Source organism: Sphaerisporangium rufum (assembly GCF_016863395.1).
Taxonomy (GTDB): domain Bacteria; phylum Actinomycetota; class Actinomycetes; order Streptosporangiales; family Streptosporangiaceae; genus Sphaerisporangium; species Sphaerisporangium rufum.
The window spans coordinates 1-16616 of the sequence record NZ_BOOU01000081.1 but is presented as its reverse complement, the minus strand read 5'-3'; the positions used below and the strand labels follow the sequence as shown (position 1 = coordinate 16616).

Below are 16616 nucleotides of genomic sequence, written 5' to 3'. Positions count from 1 at the left end.
GGCGGGCGCGGCGGCGGACGATGTGGCCGCGCGCGGCCGCATCTCACGGCGAGACGCGGGAGGCGACGTGCCGGACAGGACCCAGAACGGAGCAGCGGGAGCCGCGGGCAGGGCACCATCGGCCGACCGGCCGGACGCGGTGCGCAATGTCGTGCTGGTCGGCCATTCCGGAGCCGGGAAGACGACGCTGGTCGAGGCCCTGCTGGCCGCGACCGGCACCATCCAGCGCACCGGCCGGGTGGAGGACGGCGGCACCGTCAGCGACTTCGACGAGGTGGAGGTGCGCCAGCAGCGCTCGATCAACCTGGCCCTGGCGCCGCTGACGCACAACGGCATCAAGATCAACCTGCTGGACACCCCCGGCTACGCCGACTTCGTCGGTGATCTGCGGGCGGGCTTGCGGGCGGCCGACGCGGCGCTGTTCGTCGTCTCGGCCGCCGAGGGCGTGGACGGGCTGACCCGGATGATCTGGGAGGAGTGCGCCACCGTCGGCATGCCGCGCGCGGTGGTCATCACCAAGATCGACCATCAGCGCGCCGACTTCGACGACGTGGTCGCCAGCTGCCAGGCCGCCTTCGGCGACGGCGTGGCCCCGCTGTACCTGCCGGTGGTGGCCGGCGGGAAGGTCTCCGGGCTGATCGGGCTGCTGTCAGAGAAGTTCTTCGACTACTCCGGCGGCGGGCGCGCCGAGACCGAACCGGGGCCCGCCTACCGCGAGCAGATCGAGACCTACCGCGGCGGCCTCATCGAGGGGATCATCCAGGAGAGCGAGGACGAGTCCCTGATGGACCGTTACCTCTCCGGCGAGCACATCGACACCAAGGCGCTGATCGAGGACCTGGAGAAGGCGGTGGCCCGGGGCGGCTTCTACCCGGTGCTCGCCACCTGCGCCGGGCACGCCTGCGACACGGTGGTCGGGATGGCCGAGCTGCTGGAGATCATCACCCAGGGGTTCCCCTCGCCGATGGAGCACCCGCTGCCCGAGGTGACCACGATCGACGGCCGCCCGGTGACCGGCCTGTCCTGCGACCCCGACGGCCCGCTGCTGGCCGAGGTCGTCAAGACCACCAGCGATCCCTACGTCGGGCGGATCAGCCTGGTGCGGGTGTTCTCCGGCACGCTGCGGCCGGACATGGTGGTGCACGTCTCCGGGCACGGCATGGCCGACCGCGGGCACGAGGACCACGACGTGGACGAGCGGATCGGCGCGCTGTCGTCGCCGCTCGGCAAGCTGCAGCGCACCACGGCCGCCTGCGTGGCCGGCGACATCTGCGCGGTGGCCAAGCTGAGCCGGGCCGAGACCGGGGACACGCTGTCGGCCAAGGACCGGCCGCTGCTGGTGACCGCCTGGGACATGCCCGACCCGCTGCTGCCGGTGGCGATCCAGGCGAAGTCCAAGGCGGACGAGGACAAGCTCGCCCAGGCGCTCGGCCGGCTGGTGGCCGAGGACCCGACGCTGCGGCTGGAGAACAACGCCGAGACCCGCCAGCTGGTGCTGTGGTGCATGGGCGAGGCGCACGCCGACGTGCTGCTGGACCATCTGGCCGGCCGGCACGGCGTCGAGGTGGAGCGGGTGGACCTGCGGGTGCCGCTGCGCGAGACGTTCGGCGGCAAGGCCAAGGCCATGGGCCGCAACGTCAAGCAGACCGGCGGGCACGGCCAGTACGCCATCTGCCACCTGGAGGTGGAGCCGTTGCCGTCCGGCGGCGGCCTGGAGTTCGTCGACAAGATCGTCGGCGGGGTGGTGCCCCGGCAGTTCATCCCGTCGGTCGAGAAGGGCGTCCGCGCGCAGATGGAGCGCGGCGTGCTGGCCGGGTACCCGGTGGTGGACATCCGGGTCACCCTGTACGACGGCAAGGCGCACGCGGTGGACTCCTCGGACATGGCCTTCCAGATCGCCGGGCAGCTGGCGCTCAAGGAGGCGGCCGGCAAGGTGCAGATGCTGCTGCTGGAGCCGGTGGACGAGGTGACGGTGCTGGTGGAGGACGAGCACGTCGGCGGCGTGATGTCCGACATGTCGTCGCGGCGCGGCCGGGTGATCGGCACCGAGCCGGTCGGCACCGGGCGGACGCTGGTCCGGGCCGAGGTGCCGCAACTGGAGATCAGCCGGTACGCGATCGACCTGCGGTCCATCTCGCACGGCACCGGCACCTTCCACCGCTCCTTCCTGCGCTACGAGCCGCTGCCGTCGCACCTCGCCGACAGGCTGCGAGCCGCCACCGAGTGACCCGGCCCGCCAGGGCTTCGCGGGCCGGCCGATGGCCGGCCGGCCGGATGGTCGCCGGGCGATGGACGCCTCCCGCCCGGCGTCCGTCGCCGGACCGGCCATCGGCACCGCGAGGCCACGGCGTCCATCGCCGGACCGGCCATGGGAACTGTGCGTTCGCAGCGTCCGGCGGCTCCGGCGGCGGTCCCACCCGATCAGGCCGCCGGTCAGCCGGCGCCGCCTGACGTGGTGTCCGGTTTCGCGTGGAGGACCTCGCGGGCCTGGTCCGCGGCGCGGGCGATGCTCTCGGAGACGAAGTCGACGAAGCGCGCGATGTTCTCCAGGCGGGCGGCGGCCGGGGTGCCGGGGCCGAGAACGCTCACGCCCTGCCGGGCTATCTCGCCGAGATGGGCGGTGGCGCGGGCGCTGGCCATCGTGGACTGGTACAGGACGTCGTCGTCGACGACGTAGCGTTCGCGACGTCGTTCGTCGCGTTCGCGGCGGACCAGCCCCTGACCTTCGAGGAACGCGATCGCCTTGGAGACGGACGCCGGGCTGACCTGCAGGCGCGCGGCGAGTTCGGCGGCGGTGAGGCTACCGGCGTCGGTGGTGTAGAGGCCGGCCAGCGTCCGGGCCGTCATCCTGGGCAGGCCCGACTGCATGAAGACGGTGGCGAACGTCTCCTCGTACTCGCGCACGGCCTCGGCGTCACGCCCGTGGTCCTGCGAGGGTGCGCCGGCGCCCCGGGGGGTGGCCTTTCTGCCGCGGCGGGCGCGGCGTTCGGTGGCGTGGTGGGCCAGGTCGGCCCGGTAGGCCGTCGGACCGCCATTGCGCATGACCTCCCGGGTGACGGTCGAGGTCGGGCGGTCGAGGCGCCGGGCGATCTCCGCGTAGGCCAGGCCGTCGGCCAGGCCCAGGGTGATCTGCTGGCGTTCCTGCTGGGTCAGCCTGCCTCCCGGCATCGCGGCCTCCTCGGTGATCGGCGGTCAGTGCCAGCGTAGCGTTCATTTCCACCTTGTTGCAACGAGCCTTCACTGGTTGTTGCGTTGCTTCTAGCTCTATTGCAATGATCTTAGCTTGTCTAGCTGCATTTATATGTGTTTCACGCAACAAGCGGCTTGCTGTATTCGTGAAGGCAACGTAGCGTTTCCGGCATGAGAAACAGCGCGATCGAAAAGCTCGCCACGCACACGTTCGACACCCCGCCCCCGTCTCGGCCGTCCTCGACATCCCCGCCGGCCACATCCGTCTCATCGCCGCCGATCGGGCCGACACCACCGTCGAGGTCCGGCCGGCCGACCCCGCCAAGAGCCGCGACGTGACCGCGGCGGAGCGCATCGAGGTCGACCACACCGACGGCGTCCTGCGGGTGGTCGCCAAGGAGGTCGCCAACCGGATGCTGGGCGCCACCGGCTCCGTCGAGGTGACGGTGCGGCTGCCGGCCGGCTCCCGGGTCGACGGGAAGGCGGCCGCCGCGGAGTTCCGGGGCGTCGGGCGGCTGGGCGACGTCGCCTTCGAGTGCGCCCATGGCTCGATCAAGCTCGACGAGGCCGCGAGCGCCCGGCTGACCCTGCAGGCCGGTGACATCTCGGTCGGCCGTCTGGACGGACCCGCGCGGATCAGCACCCGGAAGGGCGACCTGCGCATCGATGAGGCCGTCACCGGCACCGTCACGCTGCGCACCGAGCACGGTGACATCACCGTCGGCGCGGCCCGGGAGGCGTCGGCGACCCTGGACGCCGGTACCACCCACGGCCGCATCCGCAACACGCTCAAGAACACCGGCGGCGCGGACGCCGGCCTGAACATCCACGCGACCACGATGCACGGCGACATCACCGCCGGCAGCCGGTAAGGGGCCTCACCATGTCCGACCAGACGACCACCGGGCAGGATCGCCCGGAACTCCACGAGGCCATCGAGGCCTTCGTCGCCGCCGGCTTCGCCGGAATACAGATGCGCGTCCACGACGACCAGGGCGAATGGGTGGGCAGCGCCGGCGTGCGCAAGCTGGGCGAGACCACCCCGCCGCCGACCGACGGCCGGTTCTGGGCGGGCAGCGTCGCCAAGACGTTCACCGCCACCGGGGTGCTGCAACTGGTGGCCGAAGACAAGATCGGGCTGGACGCGCCGGTGGCCGACCATCTGCCCGGCCTGGGGCTGGACCGGCGGATCACCACGCGGATGCTGTTGCGGCACACCAGCGGGCTGTTCAACTACACCGGCGAGTACTACGACGACGGAACGTTCGCCCCCGGAGTCCCGGCCGCGGGCAAGGAATGGGTGGACACCCGCCTGGCCACCTACCGACCGCTGGAGCTGGTCCGGCTGGCGCTGTCCAAGCCGGCGCGGTTCGAGCCCGGCACCGGCTGGAGCTACTCCAACACCAACTACACGCTGGCCGCCCTGCTGATCGAGCAGGTCACCGACCGCTCTTACGGTGAGCAGATGGACGAGCGGATCCTGCGGCCGCTCGGGCTCGGCGACACCGTGCTGGCCGGCGAGGTGACGGACCTGCCCGAGCCGCACGCCCACGGCTACTACCGCTACCAGGACGCCGGCGAGTGGAAGGTGGCCGACGTCTCCCGGCAGAACCTCTCCCTGCTGCCCGGGGCCGGTGGCACGATCTCGACCACCAAGGACCTGCACACCTTCTTCGCCGCGCTCAACGGCGGCAGGTTGCTGCCGGACCCGCTGCTGGCCGAGATGCGCGAACCCCACGGCCCGATCGGCTACGGCCTCGGAATCTTCGTGCAGGACCTCGGCCCGGACCACGGCACCATCTACCACCACAACGGCGGTGCCCCCGGCGGTTACGGGGCGCTGATGTACAGCAGCCCCGACGGCGCCAAGACCATGACGGCCGGACTGACCACCGGCGACGCCCCGAACGACCCCGCCGAGATGTTCCCGAAGGCGTTGAACGCCCTCGTCGAAGCGGTGTTCCGCGGCGAGCATCGGGACGCCCCGAAGGCGACCTGAGCGGCCGGCGGCCCGCCGCGGGAGTCAGGCCCTGGCCCGGTGACCGGGTAAGGCCTTTCTCACCGCGGCGCCGGGACGGGCGCGACACGGCCGGGGCCGGACCGCCCGAAGGGCTGGTCGAAGGGCACCGCCACCGGTGGCGGCGGCGGGCGGGCCGTTGTCACACCAGCCCCGGAAGTGCGGAAACGTCACAGCCGCGGCGCGGGCGGTTTCCTTCATCCGGCTTTACCATCCCGCGACCGATGCCAGACTGATGTCCCATGCGAAACGGACATCGGCCGCTGCTCGCCGCCACCACCATCGCGGCGCTCACCACCGGCGTCGCCTATCTCTTCGGTCCCAGCACACTGCCGCCGAAGGGAAAGCCCAAGGCGGCCGCGGAGAAGACCAAGTCCGCCGCGCCGGCCGGCAAGAGCCGCCGGGGTGCCGCCGAGGCCTGCACGACCAGCACGAACCCCGCCAAGCGGCAGCTGCGCGGCGTCTGGCTGGCGACCGTGCACAACGTGGACTGGCCGTCCCGCACCGGGCTGAGCCCGGCCCGGCAGCAGGCCGAGTACGTGCGCATCCTCGACGAGGCGGCCCGCCGCAACTTCAACGCCGTCTTCGTCCAGGTGCGCCCGGCCTCCGACGCGTTCTACCGGTCGCCGTACGAGCCGTGGTCGCAGTGGCTGACCGGCACCGCCGGCAAGGACCCGGGCTGGGAGCCGCTGCCCTTCCTCATCGCCGAGGCGCACAAGCGGGGCATGGAGTTCCATGCCTGGTTCAACCCCTACCGGGCGGCCGAGACCGCCGACACCGGCAAGCTGCCGGCGAGCCACCCGGCACGCGCGCACGCCGCCTGGACCGTCCGGTACGCCGGCAAGCTGTACTACAACCCCGGGCTGCCGGAGGTGCGCGACTACACCACCAAGATCGTCGATGACGTGGTACGCCGCTACGACGTCGACGGCGTGCACTTCGACGACTACTTCTACCCCTACCCGGTGGCCGGGGCGAAGTTCGGCGACGCCGCCGCCTTTACAAAGTACGGCAAGGGGTCGTCCCTGGCGAAGTGGCGGCGGGCCAACGTCGACAAGCTCGTCGAGCAGGTCGGCGCGGCGGTGCACGCCGCCAAGCCGCACGTGAAGTTCGGCATCAGCCCGTTCGGCATCTGGCGCAACAAGGCCGAGGACCCGACCGGCTCCGACACCAAGGGCCTGTCGGCCTATGACGCCATCTACTCCGACGCCCGCGCCTGGATCAAGGCGGGCTCGGTCGACTACGTCATGCCGCAGCTGTACTGGCCGCGCGGGTTCGCCGCCGCCGACTACGCCAAGCTGGTGCCCTGGTGGGCCGAGCAGGTAAAGGGCACCAACGTGCACCTCTACATCGGCCAGGCCCTCTACCGGGTGGGCACCCGCGACGACGCCGCCTGGACCAAGGCCGGTGAGTTGCCCGCGCACCTCACCCTCAACCGCAAGCACCCCGAGGTCAAGGGGGACGTCTACTTCAGCGCCGCCCAGCTGGCCAGGAACCCGCTCAAGGTGCTGGACCGCATCGCCGCCGACCACTACGCCCACCCGGCGCTACCGCCGCTGATGAAGGACCGTGGCGGCGCGGCGCCCGCGACGCCCGCCGGGCTGCGGGTGACGGCCGCCCGGCTGCTGTGGAACGCCTCCCCCGGCGCCCGCGCGTACGCCGTCTACCGGGTGGCCGGCGCGACCCCGGGCGACTGCGCCACCGCCGACGCGCGCAACCTGCTGGCCGTGGTGCCCGGCACCGGCGGGGCCGAGCAGTCGTTCGCGGCCACCGGCGGCGGCACCTACCTGGTGACCGCGCTGGACCGGCTGGGCAACGAGAGCTCCCCCGCCACCGCCGCGCTGCCCTGACCGGAAACCCCATCGCCCCTGCCCTCGGGAATCGCGCGCGGGGGCGGTCCGCCACCCCCAGGCGCGGCTTCCGCCGGTTCGCTGGACCCGGAGGGCCGGTTTCCCGTACCGTGCCAACGGTCCGCCGCCGGTGGGTGGCACCTTCCCGCGTCTCCCGCGCCACCAGCGGAGGCCCCGGCCACCGCAAGGCGGCCTGCGGGACGGTGCCCGGCGGGCGGCGACAAGGGATCGGTGCGCCGGCGCCCGGCGGGCGGCGCCCGCGGGCCGGCGGGCACCGGGCCGGAACCGGGCGGTGCGCGTCCGGCCGAAATGATCAGAACGGGGAGGACACCGGTGCGACGGGCGCTCGGCGCGTTGGCCAGGCCGGCCAGATCGGCCAGGCCGGCCAGATCGGCCCAGACGGCAGGCCCGGCCGCGCCGGCCAGACCCGCCCGGCCTGACCAGGGCGGACCGCCCGGGTCCGCCTGCGGCGCCAGGCCGGTGCCGGGCGTCAGGTCGGCGCCGGGCGTCAGGTCGGCGCCGGGTACCGGACCGTTGCCGGGTACCGGACCGTTGCCGGGTACCGAACCGGTACCCGGTGTCGGATGGGCTCCAGGTGCCGGATGGGTGCGGGGTGCCGGATCGATACGGCCGGCCGTCCTGGTCGCGCTGACCGCGCTGGCCGTGATCACGCTGGGGGCGCTCCCCGCCACCGCCGCGACGGCCGGCACCGCGGCGACCGGCACCGCGGCGACCAGCACCGCATCGACCGGCGTCGCGCTGGCCGGCACCCCATCGACCGGCACCGCATCGACCGGCACCGCATCGACCGGCACCGCGCCGGTCGGCGCCGCGATCGTCGAGGCCCCATCGGTCGACTCCGCATCCGTCACCGCCGCAGCGTCCGCCGCCGCGCCGGGTGCGGCCGCTGGGCGAGTGGCGCTGATCGGCGTCCCCGGCCTGGCCTGGGCCGACGTGGACGCCGCCTCGACGCCTACCCTGTGGCGGCTGGCCGGGCAGAGCGCGATCGGCTCGCTGTCGGTGCGCGCGGTCGGCCGCACCACCTGCCCCTACGACGGCTGGCTGACCGTGTCGGCCGGGGTGCGCTCCTCGGTGGGCGCCCGCTGCGGCCCGCCGCCGGCGCCGGAACGACAGGGCGCCGGCGGGCGGATCCCCGACTTCCAGTGGCTGTGGGAGGTGCGCGACGCCGACGGCGCCGGCTCGCTCGGCGAGGCCGTGCACGCGGCCGGCGAGTGCACCGCGGCCGCCGGACCGGGCGCCGCGCTGGCGCTGGCCGACCGCGGCGGCCGGGTGGACCGCTACGCGCCGTCGGCGGCCGCGTTCACCGACTGGTCGGCGTGCCGGGTGCTGGCCGTGGACGTCGACGACCTGGTCCGCCCCTACATCCAGGACGAGCTGCTGGCCGAGGTGCCCGAGCGGCTGCCGCCCGCCGCCCGGGCCGCGGCGGCGCGGGCCGCCGACGCCGCGGTCGGCGCGGTGCTGGCCAAGCTGCCGCCGGACACCGCGGTGCTGGTGGCCGGGCTGGCCGACCACGGCTCCGAGCCGCACCTGCGCGCGGCGATGTGGCGGGCGTCCGGCACCGCCGGGCAGCTGCTCGGCGGCATGTCCACCCGGCGTGACGACATGGTCATCCTGCCCGACATCACCGCCACCGTGCTGCAGGCGGCCGGCGTCGCGGTGCCGCCGACGGTGGTCGGCTCGCCGTGGCGGGCCACCGCCACCGCCGCGCCCGCCGAGCGGGTGACCGCGCTGCGGCACGCCGACGTCGCCGGGCAGGCGATCCGCGGGGTGGGCGGGCCGTTCTTCACCGCGCTGGCGGTGCTGCAGGTGCTGTTCTACGCGGCGGCGTTCCTGCTGCTGCGCCGCCGCCGCGGGCTGCCCGCCATCCGGGTGGCCGCCCTGGCACTGGCCTCGATCCCGGTCTCCACCTACCTGGTCAACCTGACGCCCTGGCACCGCGCCGCGGTGCCGGAGGTGGCGCTGGCCGCCGAGATCGTCGCGCTGGCGGCCGCGCTGACCGCGCTCGCGCTCGGCGTGCCGGCCCTGTGGGCCCGGCTGCGCGGCCGGCCGGCGGCCGGGGTGCTCGGCCCGCCGGCGCTGGTGGCCGCGGTGACCGCCGGCGTGCTGCTGGCCGACCTGCTGACCGGCACCTCGCTGCAGATGAACAGCGTCATGGGGTACACCGGCGTGGTCGGCGCCCGCTACTACGGCCTGGGCAACATCCCGTTCGCGCTGCTGGCCACCGCGGTGCTGCTGGTCACCACCACGCTGGCCGACGGCCTGGTGCGCGCCGGCCGGCGCCGCGCGGCGGTCGCGCTGGTCGCCGGGCTCGGCGGGTTCGCGATGCTGCTGGACGGCTGGCCGGGCGTGGGCAGCGACTTCGGCGGCGTGATCGCGTTCGTGCCGGGCATCGCGGTGACCGCGCTGCTGGTGGCCGGCCGCCGGGTGTCGGTGGTCAAGCTCGGGGCGTTCTGCGTGGCCGGCGGGGTGCTGGTGATGGCCATCGCCTACCTGGACCACCTGCGGCCGGCCGGCTCGCAGACGCACCTCGGCCGGTTCGCCGGCCAGGTCGCCGACGGCACCTTCCTGCCGGTGATCTGGCGCAAGCTGGGCGCCATGCTGAGCACGCTGCTGTCGCCGAACCTCATGCCGGTGGTGATCGCCGCGTTCGCCTTCCTGGTCTTCGCGGTGCTGCGACCGGGGGCGGCGAGCGCCGGGGTGCTGCCGGTCGCCTTCGAGCGGGCGCCGATGCTGCGGGCCGGGCTGATCGGCGCGCTGGTGAGCGGGGTGACCGGCATGCTGGTCAACGACTCGGGAGCGGCGGTGCTGTCCATGGCTCTGGCGCTGGCAGTGCCGCTGGTGCTGTCGGCTGGAGTGCGGGCCGTCGCCACCGGCGCCGGCCCGGACGCCGAACCGGCCCCGGTGCTGCGCCCCGCCACCACCTGACGCCCCGGTGGGGCGGGCCCGGCGGCCGCCCCGCGGCGGGTCCCGGGCCACGCCCGGCCCGCCGGCCCAGGCGCCGGCCACGCCGTCAGCCCTGCCCCCAGGCCTCGGCCACAGATCGGCCTCGCCGCCCGGCCGCGGCCACGGGTCGCCCCGCGATCAGACACCGGCCTCGCGGTCAGCCCTGCGGCCAGGCGCCCGCCAGCAGCGCGCGGGTGTCCTGGAGCAGTTGCGGCAGCACCTTGGTACGGCCGACCACCGGCATGAAGTTGGTGTCGCCGCCCCAGCGCGGGACGATGTGCTGGTGCAGGTGGCCGGCGATGCCCGCGCCGGCCACGTGCCCGAGGTTCATACCGACGTTGAAGCCCTGGGCGCCGCTGGCCTTGCGCAGCGCCGCCATGGCCCGCTTGGTGAAGCCGGCCAGCTCGACGGTCTCCGCCTCGTCCAGGTCGGCGTAGTCGGCGACGTGCCGGTAGGGGCAGACCATCATGTGCCCGGAGTTGTAGGGGTACAGGTTGAGGACGGCGAACACCGCCGAGCCGCGCGCGACGACCAGGCCGTCCGCGTCGCTCATCCCAGGAATCGTGCAGAACGGGCAGCCGTCGCCGGGCCCGGGGCCGTGCGGCTTGTTCTCTCCCTTGATGTAGGCCATGCGGTGCGGCGTCCACAGACGCTCGAAGTTGTCGGGGTCTCCCGCTCCGGGCCGCTCACTCGACTCCTGCATGCCTTGCAGCATAGGACGCCCCCGCCCGGTCCGCAGTCATGGGCCGGGCGGTCGCTACTTGCGTTCCGTGCCGGAAATAGGAACCAAGAGTGCCGGTGCCATCGATCTTGCTTGCCCGCGGTTCGCGGCACTGTGACGCTGTGATCGACTCCCGCTGCGGGGAGGTGATCAAAGATGCGTCGTGACGTCATGTGGGGCTAAGACGCCCAGGGTAGGGCGGACCGGGCGTCCGCCCTACCGTCAAGTGCGCGACAGGTGCTTCCCGGCCGACGAACCGGGCGAGCGGCTCCCGAGGGCTCAGACCTGGACGCGCCGCTCGACCGCGTCGAGGATCTCGGCGACGGCCTCCTCGACCGGGACGCCGTTCTTCTGCTCGCCGCTGCGGTAGCGGAAGGAGACCGCGCCGGCCGCGATGTCCTCGTCGCCGGCCAGCAGCATGAACGGCACCTTGGCCTTCTGCGCGTTGCGGATCTTCTTCTGCATCCGGTCCGCCGAGGCGTCGACCTCGACCCGGATGCCGTGCTCGCGCAGCCGACCGGCCACCTCGGTCAGGTAGGGGACGTGCGCGTCGGCGATGGGGATGCCGACGACCTGCACCGGGGCGAGCCAGGGCGGGAACGCGCCGGCGTAGTGCTCGACCAGCACGCCGAAGAACCGCTCGATCGAGCCGAACAGCGCCCGGTGGATCTTGACCGGGCGCTGCCGGGTGCCGTCGGCCGCCTGGTACTCCAGCTCGAACCGCTCGGGCAGGTTGAAGTCGAGCTGGATGGTGGACATCTGCCAGGTGCGGCCGATGGCGTCCCGGGCCTGCACGGAGATCTTCGGGCCGTAGAACGCGGCGCCCTCCGGGTCGAGGACCAGCTCCAGCTTCTCGGACTCGGCCACCTCGCGCAGCGTCTCGGTGGCCTCCTCCCAGGTCTCGTCGCTGCCGACGTACTTCTCCGGGTCCTTGGTGGACAGCTCCAGGTAGAAGTCATCCAGACCGTAGTCGCGCAGCAGGTCGAGCACGAAGCGCAGCAGGCTCTTCAGCTCGTCGCGCATCTGCTCGCGGGTGCAGTAGATGTGCGCGTCGTCCTGGGTGAGGCCGCGCACCCGGGTCAGGCCGTGCACCACGCCGGACTTCTCGTAGCGGTAGACGGTGCCGAACTCGAACAGCCGTAGCGGCAGCTCGCGGTAGGACCGCCCGCGAGCCCGGAAGATCAGGTTGTGCATCGGGCAGTTCATCGGCTTGAGGTAGTAGCGGGCACCCTCCAGCTCCATGGGCGGGAACATGCCGTCGGCGTACCAGTCCAGGTGCCCGGAGATCTGGTACAGGTTCTCCTTGGTGATGTGCGGGGTGTTGACGAAGGAGTACCCCGCCTCCTCGTGCCGCCGCCGCGAGTAGTCCTCCATCACCTTGCGGATGACCCCGCCCTTGGGGTGGAAGACCGGCAGGCCGGAGCCCAGCTCGTCGGGGAAGGAGAACAGGTCGAGCTCGGCGCCCAGCCGGCGGTGGTCGCGCTTCTCGGCCTCCGCCAGCATGTGCAGGTAGGCGTCCTGCCGCTCGCGCGACTCCCAGGCGGTGCCGTAGATGCGCTGCAGCTGGGGGTTCTTCTCGCTGCCCCGCCAGTAGGCGCCGCCGGTGCGCATCAGCTTGAACGCCGGGATGGCCCGGGTCGAGGGCAGGTGCGGCCCGCGGCACAGGTCCTTCCAGCACAACTCGCCGGTCTTGGGGTCGAGGTTGTCGTAGATGGTGAGCTGCCCGCCGCCCACCTCGACGGCCTCCTCGTCGGCGGCGCCGCCCTTGAGGCCGATGAGCTCCAGCTTGTAGGGCTCGGCGGCGAGCTCCTCGCGGGCGGCCTCGTCGGAGACGGCGCGCCGGGCGAACGCCTGGCCCTGCTTGACGATCTCACGCATCCGCTTCTCGATGCGCTTGAGGTCGTCGGGGGTGAACGGCCGCTCGACGTCGAAGTCGTAGTAGAAACCGTTCTCCACCGGCGGGCCGATGCCGAGGCGGGCCTCGGGGAAGAGCTCCTGGACGGCCTGGGCCATCACGTGCGCGGTCGAGTGGCGCAGGATGGCGTGCCCCTCGGGGCTGTCGACGGCGATCGGCTCGACGACGTCGCCGTCGGCCACCTCGGTGGCCAGGTCGCGCGGCTCGCCGTTGACCATGGCGGCGACGACGGTGCGCCCGTCGGCCGCCAGCGCCTCGCCGGCCGTCGTGCCGCCCGCCACCACACGCTCGGCTCCGGCGAGGGTGATGCGTATTTCGAGGGCGGCAGACACGGTGACTCCAGGGTTCGGAAACGGACCTGATTTCTTCCGCCGATGGTATCGAACCGGCGGGCCGCGCCGCCCGCCCATATCCGGGGCGGAGGCGCCCGGACGGACGGGCCCGGGCGGCGGCCGTGCGGCCTCCGTGCGACCCTCGGGCGGCGGCCGTGCGGCGTCGGCGCGGCGTCCGGGCGGCGTCCCGGGCGGCCTCCGCGGGCGGGTGTCACGCCTTGCGGCGGCGGTCCTCGCGGGCGCGGGCGCGCAGCCCGAGCGCGGTCAGCTCGGCGCGGCTGCCCCGGAAGACGTTCCGGTCGATCTTCCCGTGGGCGTACTGGTGGATGGTCCAGGTGCGCCACGGCGGCGGCACCTCGGGGCGGCCCTTGGGCTGGCTCGGCGCGGCCAGCCACAGCGGATACTCCGCCAGGCCCTGGCAGTAGCCCCGGCGGGCGAAGGACAGGAACGTGTAGACCAGCGGGCGGACCCCGGCCAGCCGGGTCACCAGCAGGCACCACGTCTGGGCGAACGCGGCCACCCGGCGCGGCGGCAGGTGCCCGGAGTGCTCCAGGTCCAGGGCGACCAGATCGCCGGGGCGCAGGCCGCCGGCCGCGTCGACCACCTCCAGGAAGTGCAGCGCCTGGTCCACCGGGTCGCCCTTGGGCCGGGCGAAGTGGTAGGCGCCGCAGACCAGCCAGTTCTCCCGCATCGCCGTCCAGTTGCGGGCGAACCACTTGTCGGTGAAGGTGGTGCCCTCGGTGGCCTTGGCGAAGCCGAAGTCGACGCCGCGCACGGCGTGCCGCGTCCAGTCGACCGACCCCTGCCAGTTGGACACATCGATGCCGTGCAGCATGGCGGTTCCGCTCCCCCGCGCGCGCCCGGCCGGGCCGTCCCCCGCGGCCCGCCCTATTGATGATCGTAGTCGCGGGCGCGGCGGCGGGCGGGCGGACACGCCGCCGCCGGTAGGGTTGCTCGAATGATCTCTCAGACAGACCCGGCCGGGGGCGGCGTCCCGGGGCCGCGGGCCGGCCGGCCGGCGGGGGCCTGATGGAGCTCGACGGGCTGGGCCGGCTGCTGTCCGGCGCGGGGGTGGACGCCCGGCGGTACCGCACCGCGCTGGCCTTGCTGTGCGACGGCGCCTGGTGGACGGTCGCCGACCTGGTCCGGGAGTCGGCGACCTCGCGGCGTGGCGTGGAGGCCCTGCTGCGCGAGGCGGGCCCGGAGCGGTCCGGGGAGCGGTACCGGCTGGGCGCGGCCCGGGCGGCGGCCTGCCGGGCGCTGCTCGGCGCGGACGAGACCCCTACCGGCGGAACCGGCGCGGACGAGACCGGCGCGGGTGGGGCCAGTAAGGGTGGGGCCGGTGCGGCGGGTGACCTGCCCGCCGATCCGGTGGCCCACCTGCTGCCCCGGCATGCCGGGGTGCTGGAGCGGGTCGCCGAGCTGATCGCCGGCGCCCCGCGCGGGCGGCAGGCCCTGGACCACGTGTCGGCGACCGCCGAGACGGTGGTGCGCCGGGCGCTGCTGCTCGGCGCCCGGTTCTGGCTGCCCGGCGCGACGCTGCTGTGCGTGGGCGACCACGACCTGACCTCGCTCGCCGTGGCGATGCTCCACCCCGGCGTCCAGGTGATCGTGGTGGACGTGGACGAGCGGATCCTGGCCTACATCGACGAGCGGGCCGGCGAGCTGGGGCTGCCGGTGCGCACCCGCTGGGCCGACCTGCGGCTGGGGCTGCCGCCGTCGGCGCACGGCCGGGCCGACCTGGCCTTCACCGACCCGCCCTACACCCCCGAAGGCGTCGGCCTGTTCGCGGCGCGCGCGGTCGAGGGGCTGGCCGACCCCGACCAGGGACGGCTGCTGGTGGCGTACGGGGCGAGCGAGCGGACCCCGATGCTGGCGCTGAAGGTGCAGGGCGCGCTGCACGAGCTCAACCTCGCCATCGAGGCGATGTATCCGGACTTCAATCGCTACCACGGGGCGGAGGCCATCGGCTCGGCGGCCGACCTGTACGTGCTGCGGCCCACCTCCAAGACCCGGCCGGCGGTCGCGGCGCGGGTGGAGCGCTTCCGCGCCGCGATCTACACCCACGGCCCGCACGCCGTCGAGGCGGGTGCGGCGGCGCCGTCCGGCCCGCCGCCCGGCGAGGACGGCTTCGCGCCGGACCTGCTGGTGGGCGACTGGCCGAAGGAGGCGGCGCCGCGGGTGCCGCGGGTGCGGCTGTCCACCTGGCTGGCCAGGCCGTACGCCGCCGCCGCGGACCGGGTGGCGGTCGCGGTGCCGCCGGGCCCGGCCGGGGCGCTGCCCCGGCTGCTGCTGGCCACCCGCGCCGGGCACGTGCGGGCCTACCTGCCCGGGCCGGGCGAGCCCGGCGAGCACGGCGGGCTCGGCGGGCCGCTGGAGGCGGTGTACCGGACCACGGTCACCGGCGCCGTCGTGGACGCCGAGCGCCGGCCGGTGCCCGAGGACCCGGCGGGCCGCCTGCTGCGCGGCATCCTGGACAACGCGCACGGCAAGCTCGCCAACGGCTGGCGGGAGGGCCTGGTCCGTGCCACCGGCACGCTGACCAAGAGGCAGGCGCGGGCGGTGGTCGCCGAGGTCGCGCCGTGGGCCGATGACGTCACCGTGCTGGAGCTGCCCGGGCACCGGTTGCACGCCCTGCCGGCGGCGGTCGCCGCCTCGCTGCGGCTGGGCGGCGGCCCCGGCGGGTAGGAGTCCGGTGAGGGACGACCCGCGGGAGGTGCCGCGATGCACGCCAAGCAGTGGAAGATCGACATCTTCATCACCGAGGACGACGCCGACGACCGCACGGTGGCCCGGGCCGTGCTGCACACCCCGGAGGGCCGGCGGCACGAGAGCCTCGGGTACGCCCGCCGCAATCCCGGCGACCGGCCGGTGCCAGAGATCGGCGACGAGCTGGCGGCCGGCCGGGCGCTGGCCGATTTGGCCGACAAGCTGAGCGGGGACGCCGCGGCGGACGTAGCCCAGTTCACCGGCCCGCAGACCCCGGGCTGACCGCCGGTCCGGCGCGCCGGGCCGGCCGGCGGGCATGACGCGCCTTGCCCGCGCCGCGGGGCCGTGGCCAGGGCGAATGTCCCCGGCTTTCGGGACCAATGGCGCTACAGTCCGCGGACGGTCCGGCGTCGGATGGGGATGGGAGAACCCGTCGAGGCTGGGAGGTTCACATGGCTGTGCCGACGCGCCGGGAGAGTCGCGGGCTGATGCCCGACCTGATGGACTGGCTGGAGGCGCCCTTCAGCATGGGTCGGATGTACTCCGGCGGGCGGATGGTCCGGTTCGAGGACACGATGCAGGACGGTCATTACATCGTCCGGGCCGAGCTGCCGGGCATCGACCCGGAGAAGGACGTCGAGGTCGTGGTCGCCAACGGCATGCTCACCATCCGCGGCGAGCGCCGCGAGGAGCGCGCCGAGAAGCACCGCACCGAGTTCCACTACGGCGAGTTCAGCCGCTCGGTGCCGCTGCCCTCCGGGGCGTTGGAGCAGGACGTCAAGGCGACCTACCACGACGGCATCCTGGAGGTCGACGTCAAGCTCGCCAAGGAGAAGCCGCAGGGTCACCGGATCCAGATCGAGAAGAAGGCCTAGCGGCCGCGTCCGGTGCGGCCGGGCCACCGGCGGCCGGCCGGCCG

At 74.0% G+C, this 16616-nt stretch carries 13 protein-coding genes; 8 read left to right on the top strand and 5 right to left on the bottom strand.

Translation table 11 applies throughout. The features are described 5' to 3' along the window. Positions 1 to 67: 67 nt before the first annotated feature. Positions 68 to 2227 (top strand): elongation factor G-like protein EF-G2, encoded by a 2160-nt coding sequence (locus Sru01_RS28900; RefSeq protein ID WP_203992110.1) that lies wholly within the window; start codon positions 68 to 70, stop codon positions 2225 to 2227. Between the two features lie 206 nt (positions 2228 to 2433). Here Sru01_RS28900 and Sru01_RS28895 read toward each other — a convergent pair whose 3' ends face one another. Then, positions 2434 to 3168, bottom strand: a complete 735-nt coding sequence (locus tag Sru01_RS28895) for a GbsR/MarR family transcriptional regulator (protein WP_203992107.1) — start codon at positions 3166 to 3168, stop codon at positions 2434 to 2436. A gap of 140 nt (positions 3169 to 3308) precedes the next feature. After that, on the bottom strand, positions 3309 to 3557 hold the full coding sequence (locus Sru01_RS35985) for a hypothetical protein (RefSeq protein ID WP_239137817.1): 249 nt from the start codon (positions 3555 to 3557) through the stop codon (positions 3309 to 3311). Here Sru01_RS35985 and Sru01_RS28890 point away from each other — a divergent pair. The 4 genes from Sru01_RS28890 (at position 3450) to Sru01_RS28875 (ending at position 10002) form a co-directional block, all read left to right on the top strand. Then, entirely contained in the window at positions 3450 to 4061 is a 612-nt protein-coding gene (locus tag Sru01_RS28890) for a DUF4097 family beta strand repeat-containing protein (RefSeq protein WP_239137828.1), read from the top strand. The genes Sru01_RS35985 and Sru01_RS28890 overlap by 108 nt on opposite strands. Before the next feature lie 11 nt (positions 4062 to 4072). After that, the gene (locus Sru01_RS28885; protein ID WP_203992104.1) at positions 4073 to 5188 is read left to right on the top strand and encodes a serine hydrolase domain-containing protein; all 1116 of its coding nucleotides are present in this window, start codon (positions 4073 to 4075) and stop codon (positions 5186 to 5188) included. A 260-nt stretch (positions 5189 to 5448) separates the two neighbouring features. Next, entirely contained in the window at positions 5449 to 7056 is a 1608-nt protein-coding gene (locus Sru01_RS28880; protein WP_203992101.1) for a glycoside hydrolase family 10-like protein, read from the top strand. A gap of 606 nt (positions 7057 to 7662) precedes the next feature. Then, positions 7663 to 10002 carry a hypothetical protein gene (locus Sru01_RS28875; RefSeq protein ID WP_239137816.1) on the top strand — a complete coding sequence of 780 codons (2340 nt, stop codon included), beginning with the start codon at positions 7663 to 7665 and terminating at the stop codon, positions 10000 to 10002. Positions 10003 to 10177: 175 nt separating this feature from the next. Here Sru01_RS28875 and Sru01_RS28870 read toward each other — a convergent pair whose 3' ends face one another. The 3 genes from Sru01_RS28870 to Sru01_RS28860 form a co-directional block, all read right to left on the bottom strand. Then, a complete protein-coding gene (locus tag Sru01_RS28870) occupies positions 10178 to 10723 on the bottom strand; it encodes an HIT family protein (protein WP_307812091.1) in 546 nt (181 codons plus the stop codon). Between the two features lie 297 nt (positions 10724 to 11020). Next, positions 11021 to 12988: a threonine--tRNA ligase gene (gene thrS, locus Sru01_RS28865; protein WP_203992095.1), complete on the bottom strand. Its 1968-nt coding sequence runs from the start codon at positions 12986 to 12988 to the stop codon at positions 11021 to 11023. Between the two features lie 211 nt (positions 12989 to 13199). Next, complete coding sequence (locus Sru01_RS28860) at positions 13200 to 13823, bottom strand: glycoside hydrolase family 25 protein (RefSeq protein ID WP_203992093.1); 624 nt, start codon at positions 13821 to 13823, stop codon at positions 13200 to 13202. A 194-nt stretch (positions 13824 to 14017) separates the two neighbouring features. Between Sru01_RS28860 and Sru01_RS28855 the strand changes: the two genes are divergently transcribed. The 3 genes from Sru01_RS28855 (at position 14018) to Sru01_RS28845 (ending at position 16572) form a co-directional block, all read left to right on the top strand. Further along, positions 14018 to 15676: a bis-aminopropyl spermidine synthase family protein gene (locus Sru01_RS28855; protein WP_203992091.1), complete on the top strand. Its 1659-nt coding sequence runs from the start codon at positions 14018 to 14020 to the stop codon at positions 15674 to 15676. A gap of 36 nt (positions 15677 to 15712) precedes the next feature. Continuing rightward, positions 15713 to 15979, top strand: coding sequence for a DUF1876 domain-containing protein (locus Sru01_RS28850; RefSeq protein WP_203992089.1), 267 nt, complete (start codon positions 15713 to 15715; stop codon positions 15977 to 15979). 170 nt (positions 15980 to 16149) lie between these two features. Next, entirely contained in the window at positions 16150 to 16572 is a 423-nt protein-coding gene (locus tag Sru01_RS28845) for an Hsp20/alpha crystallin family protein (protein WP_203992087.1), read from the top strand. The last annotated feature ends 44 nt before the right edge of the window (positions 16573 to 16616 follow it).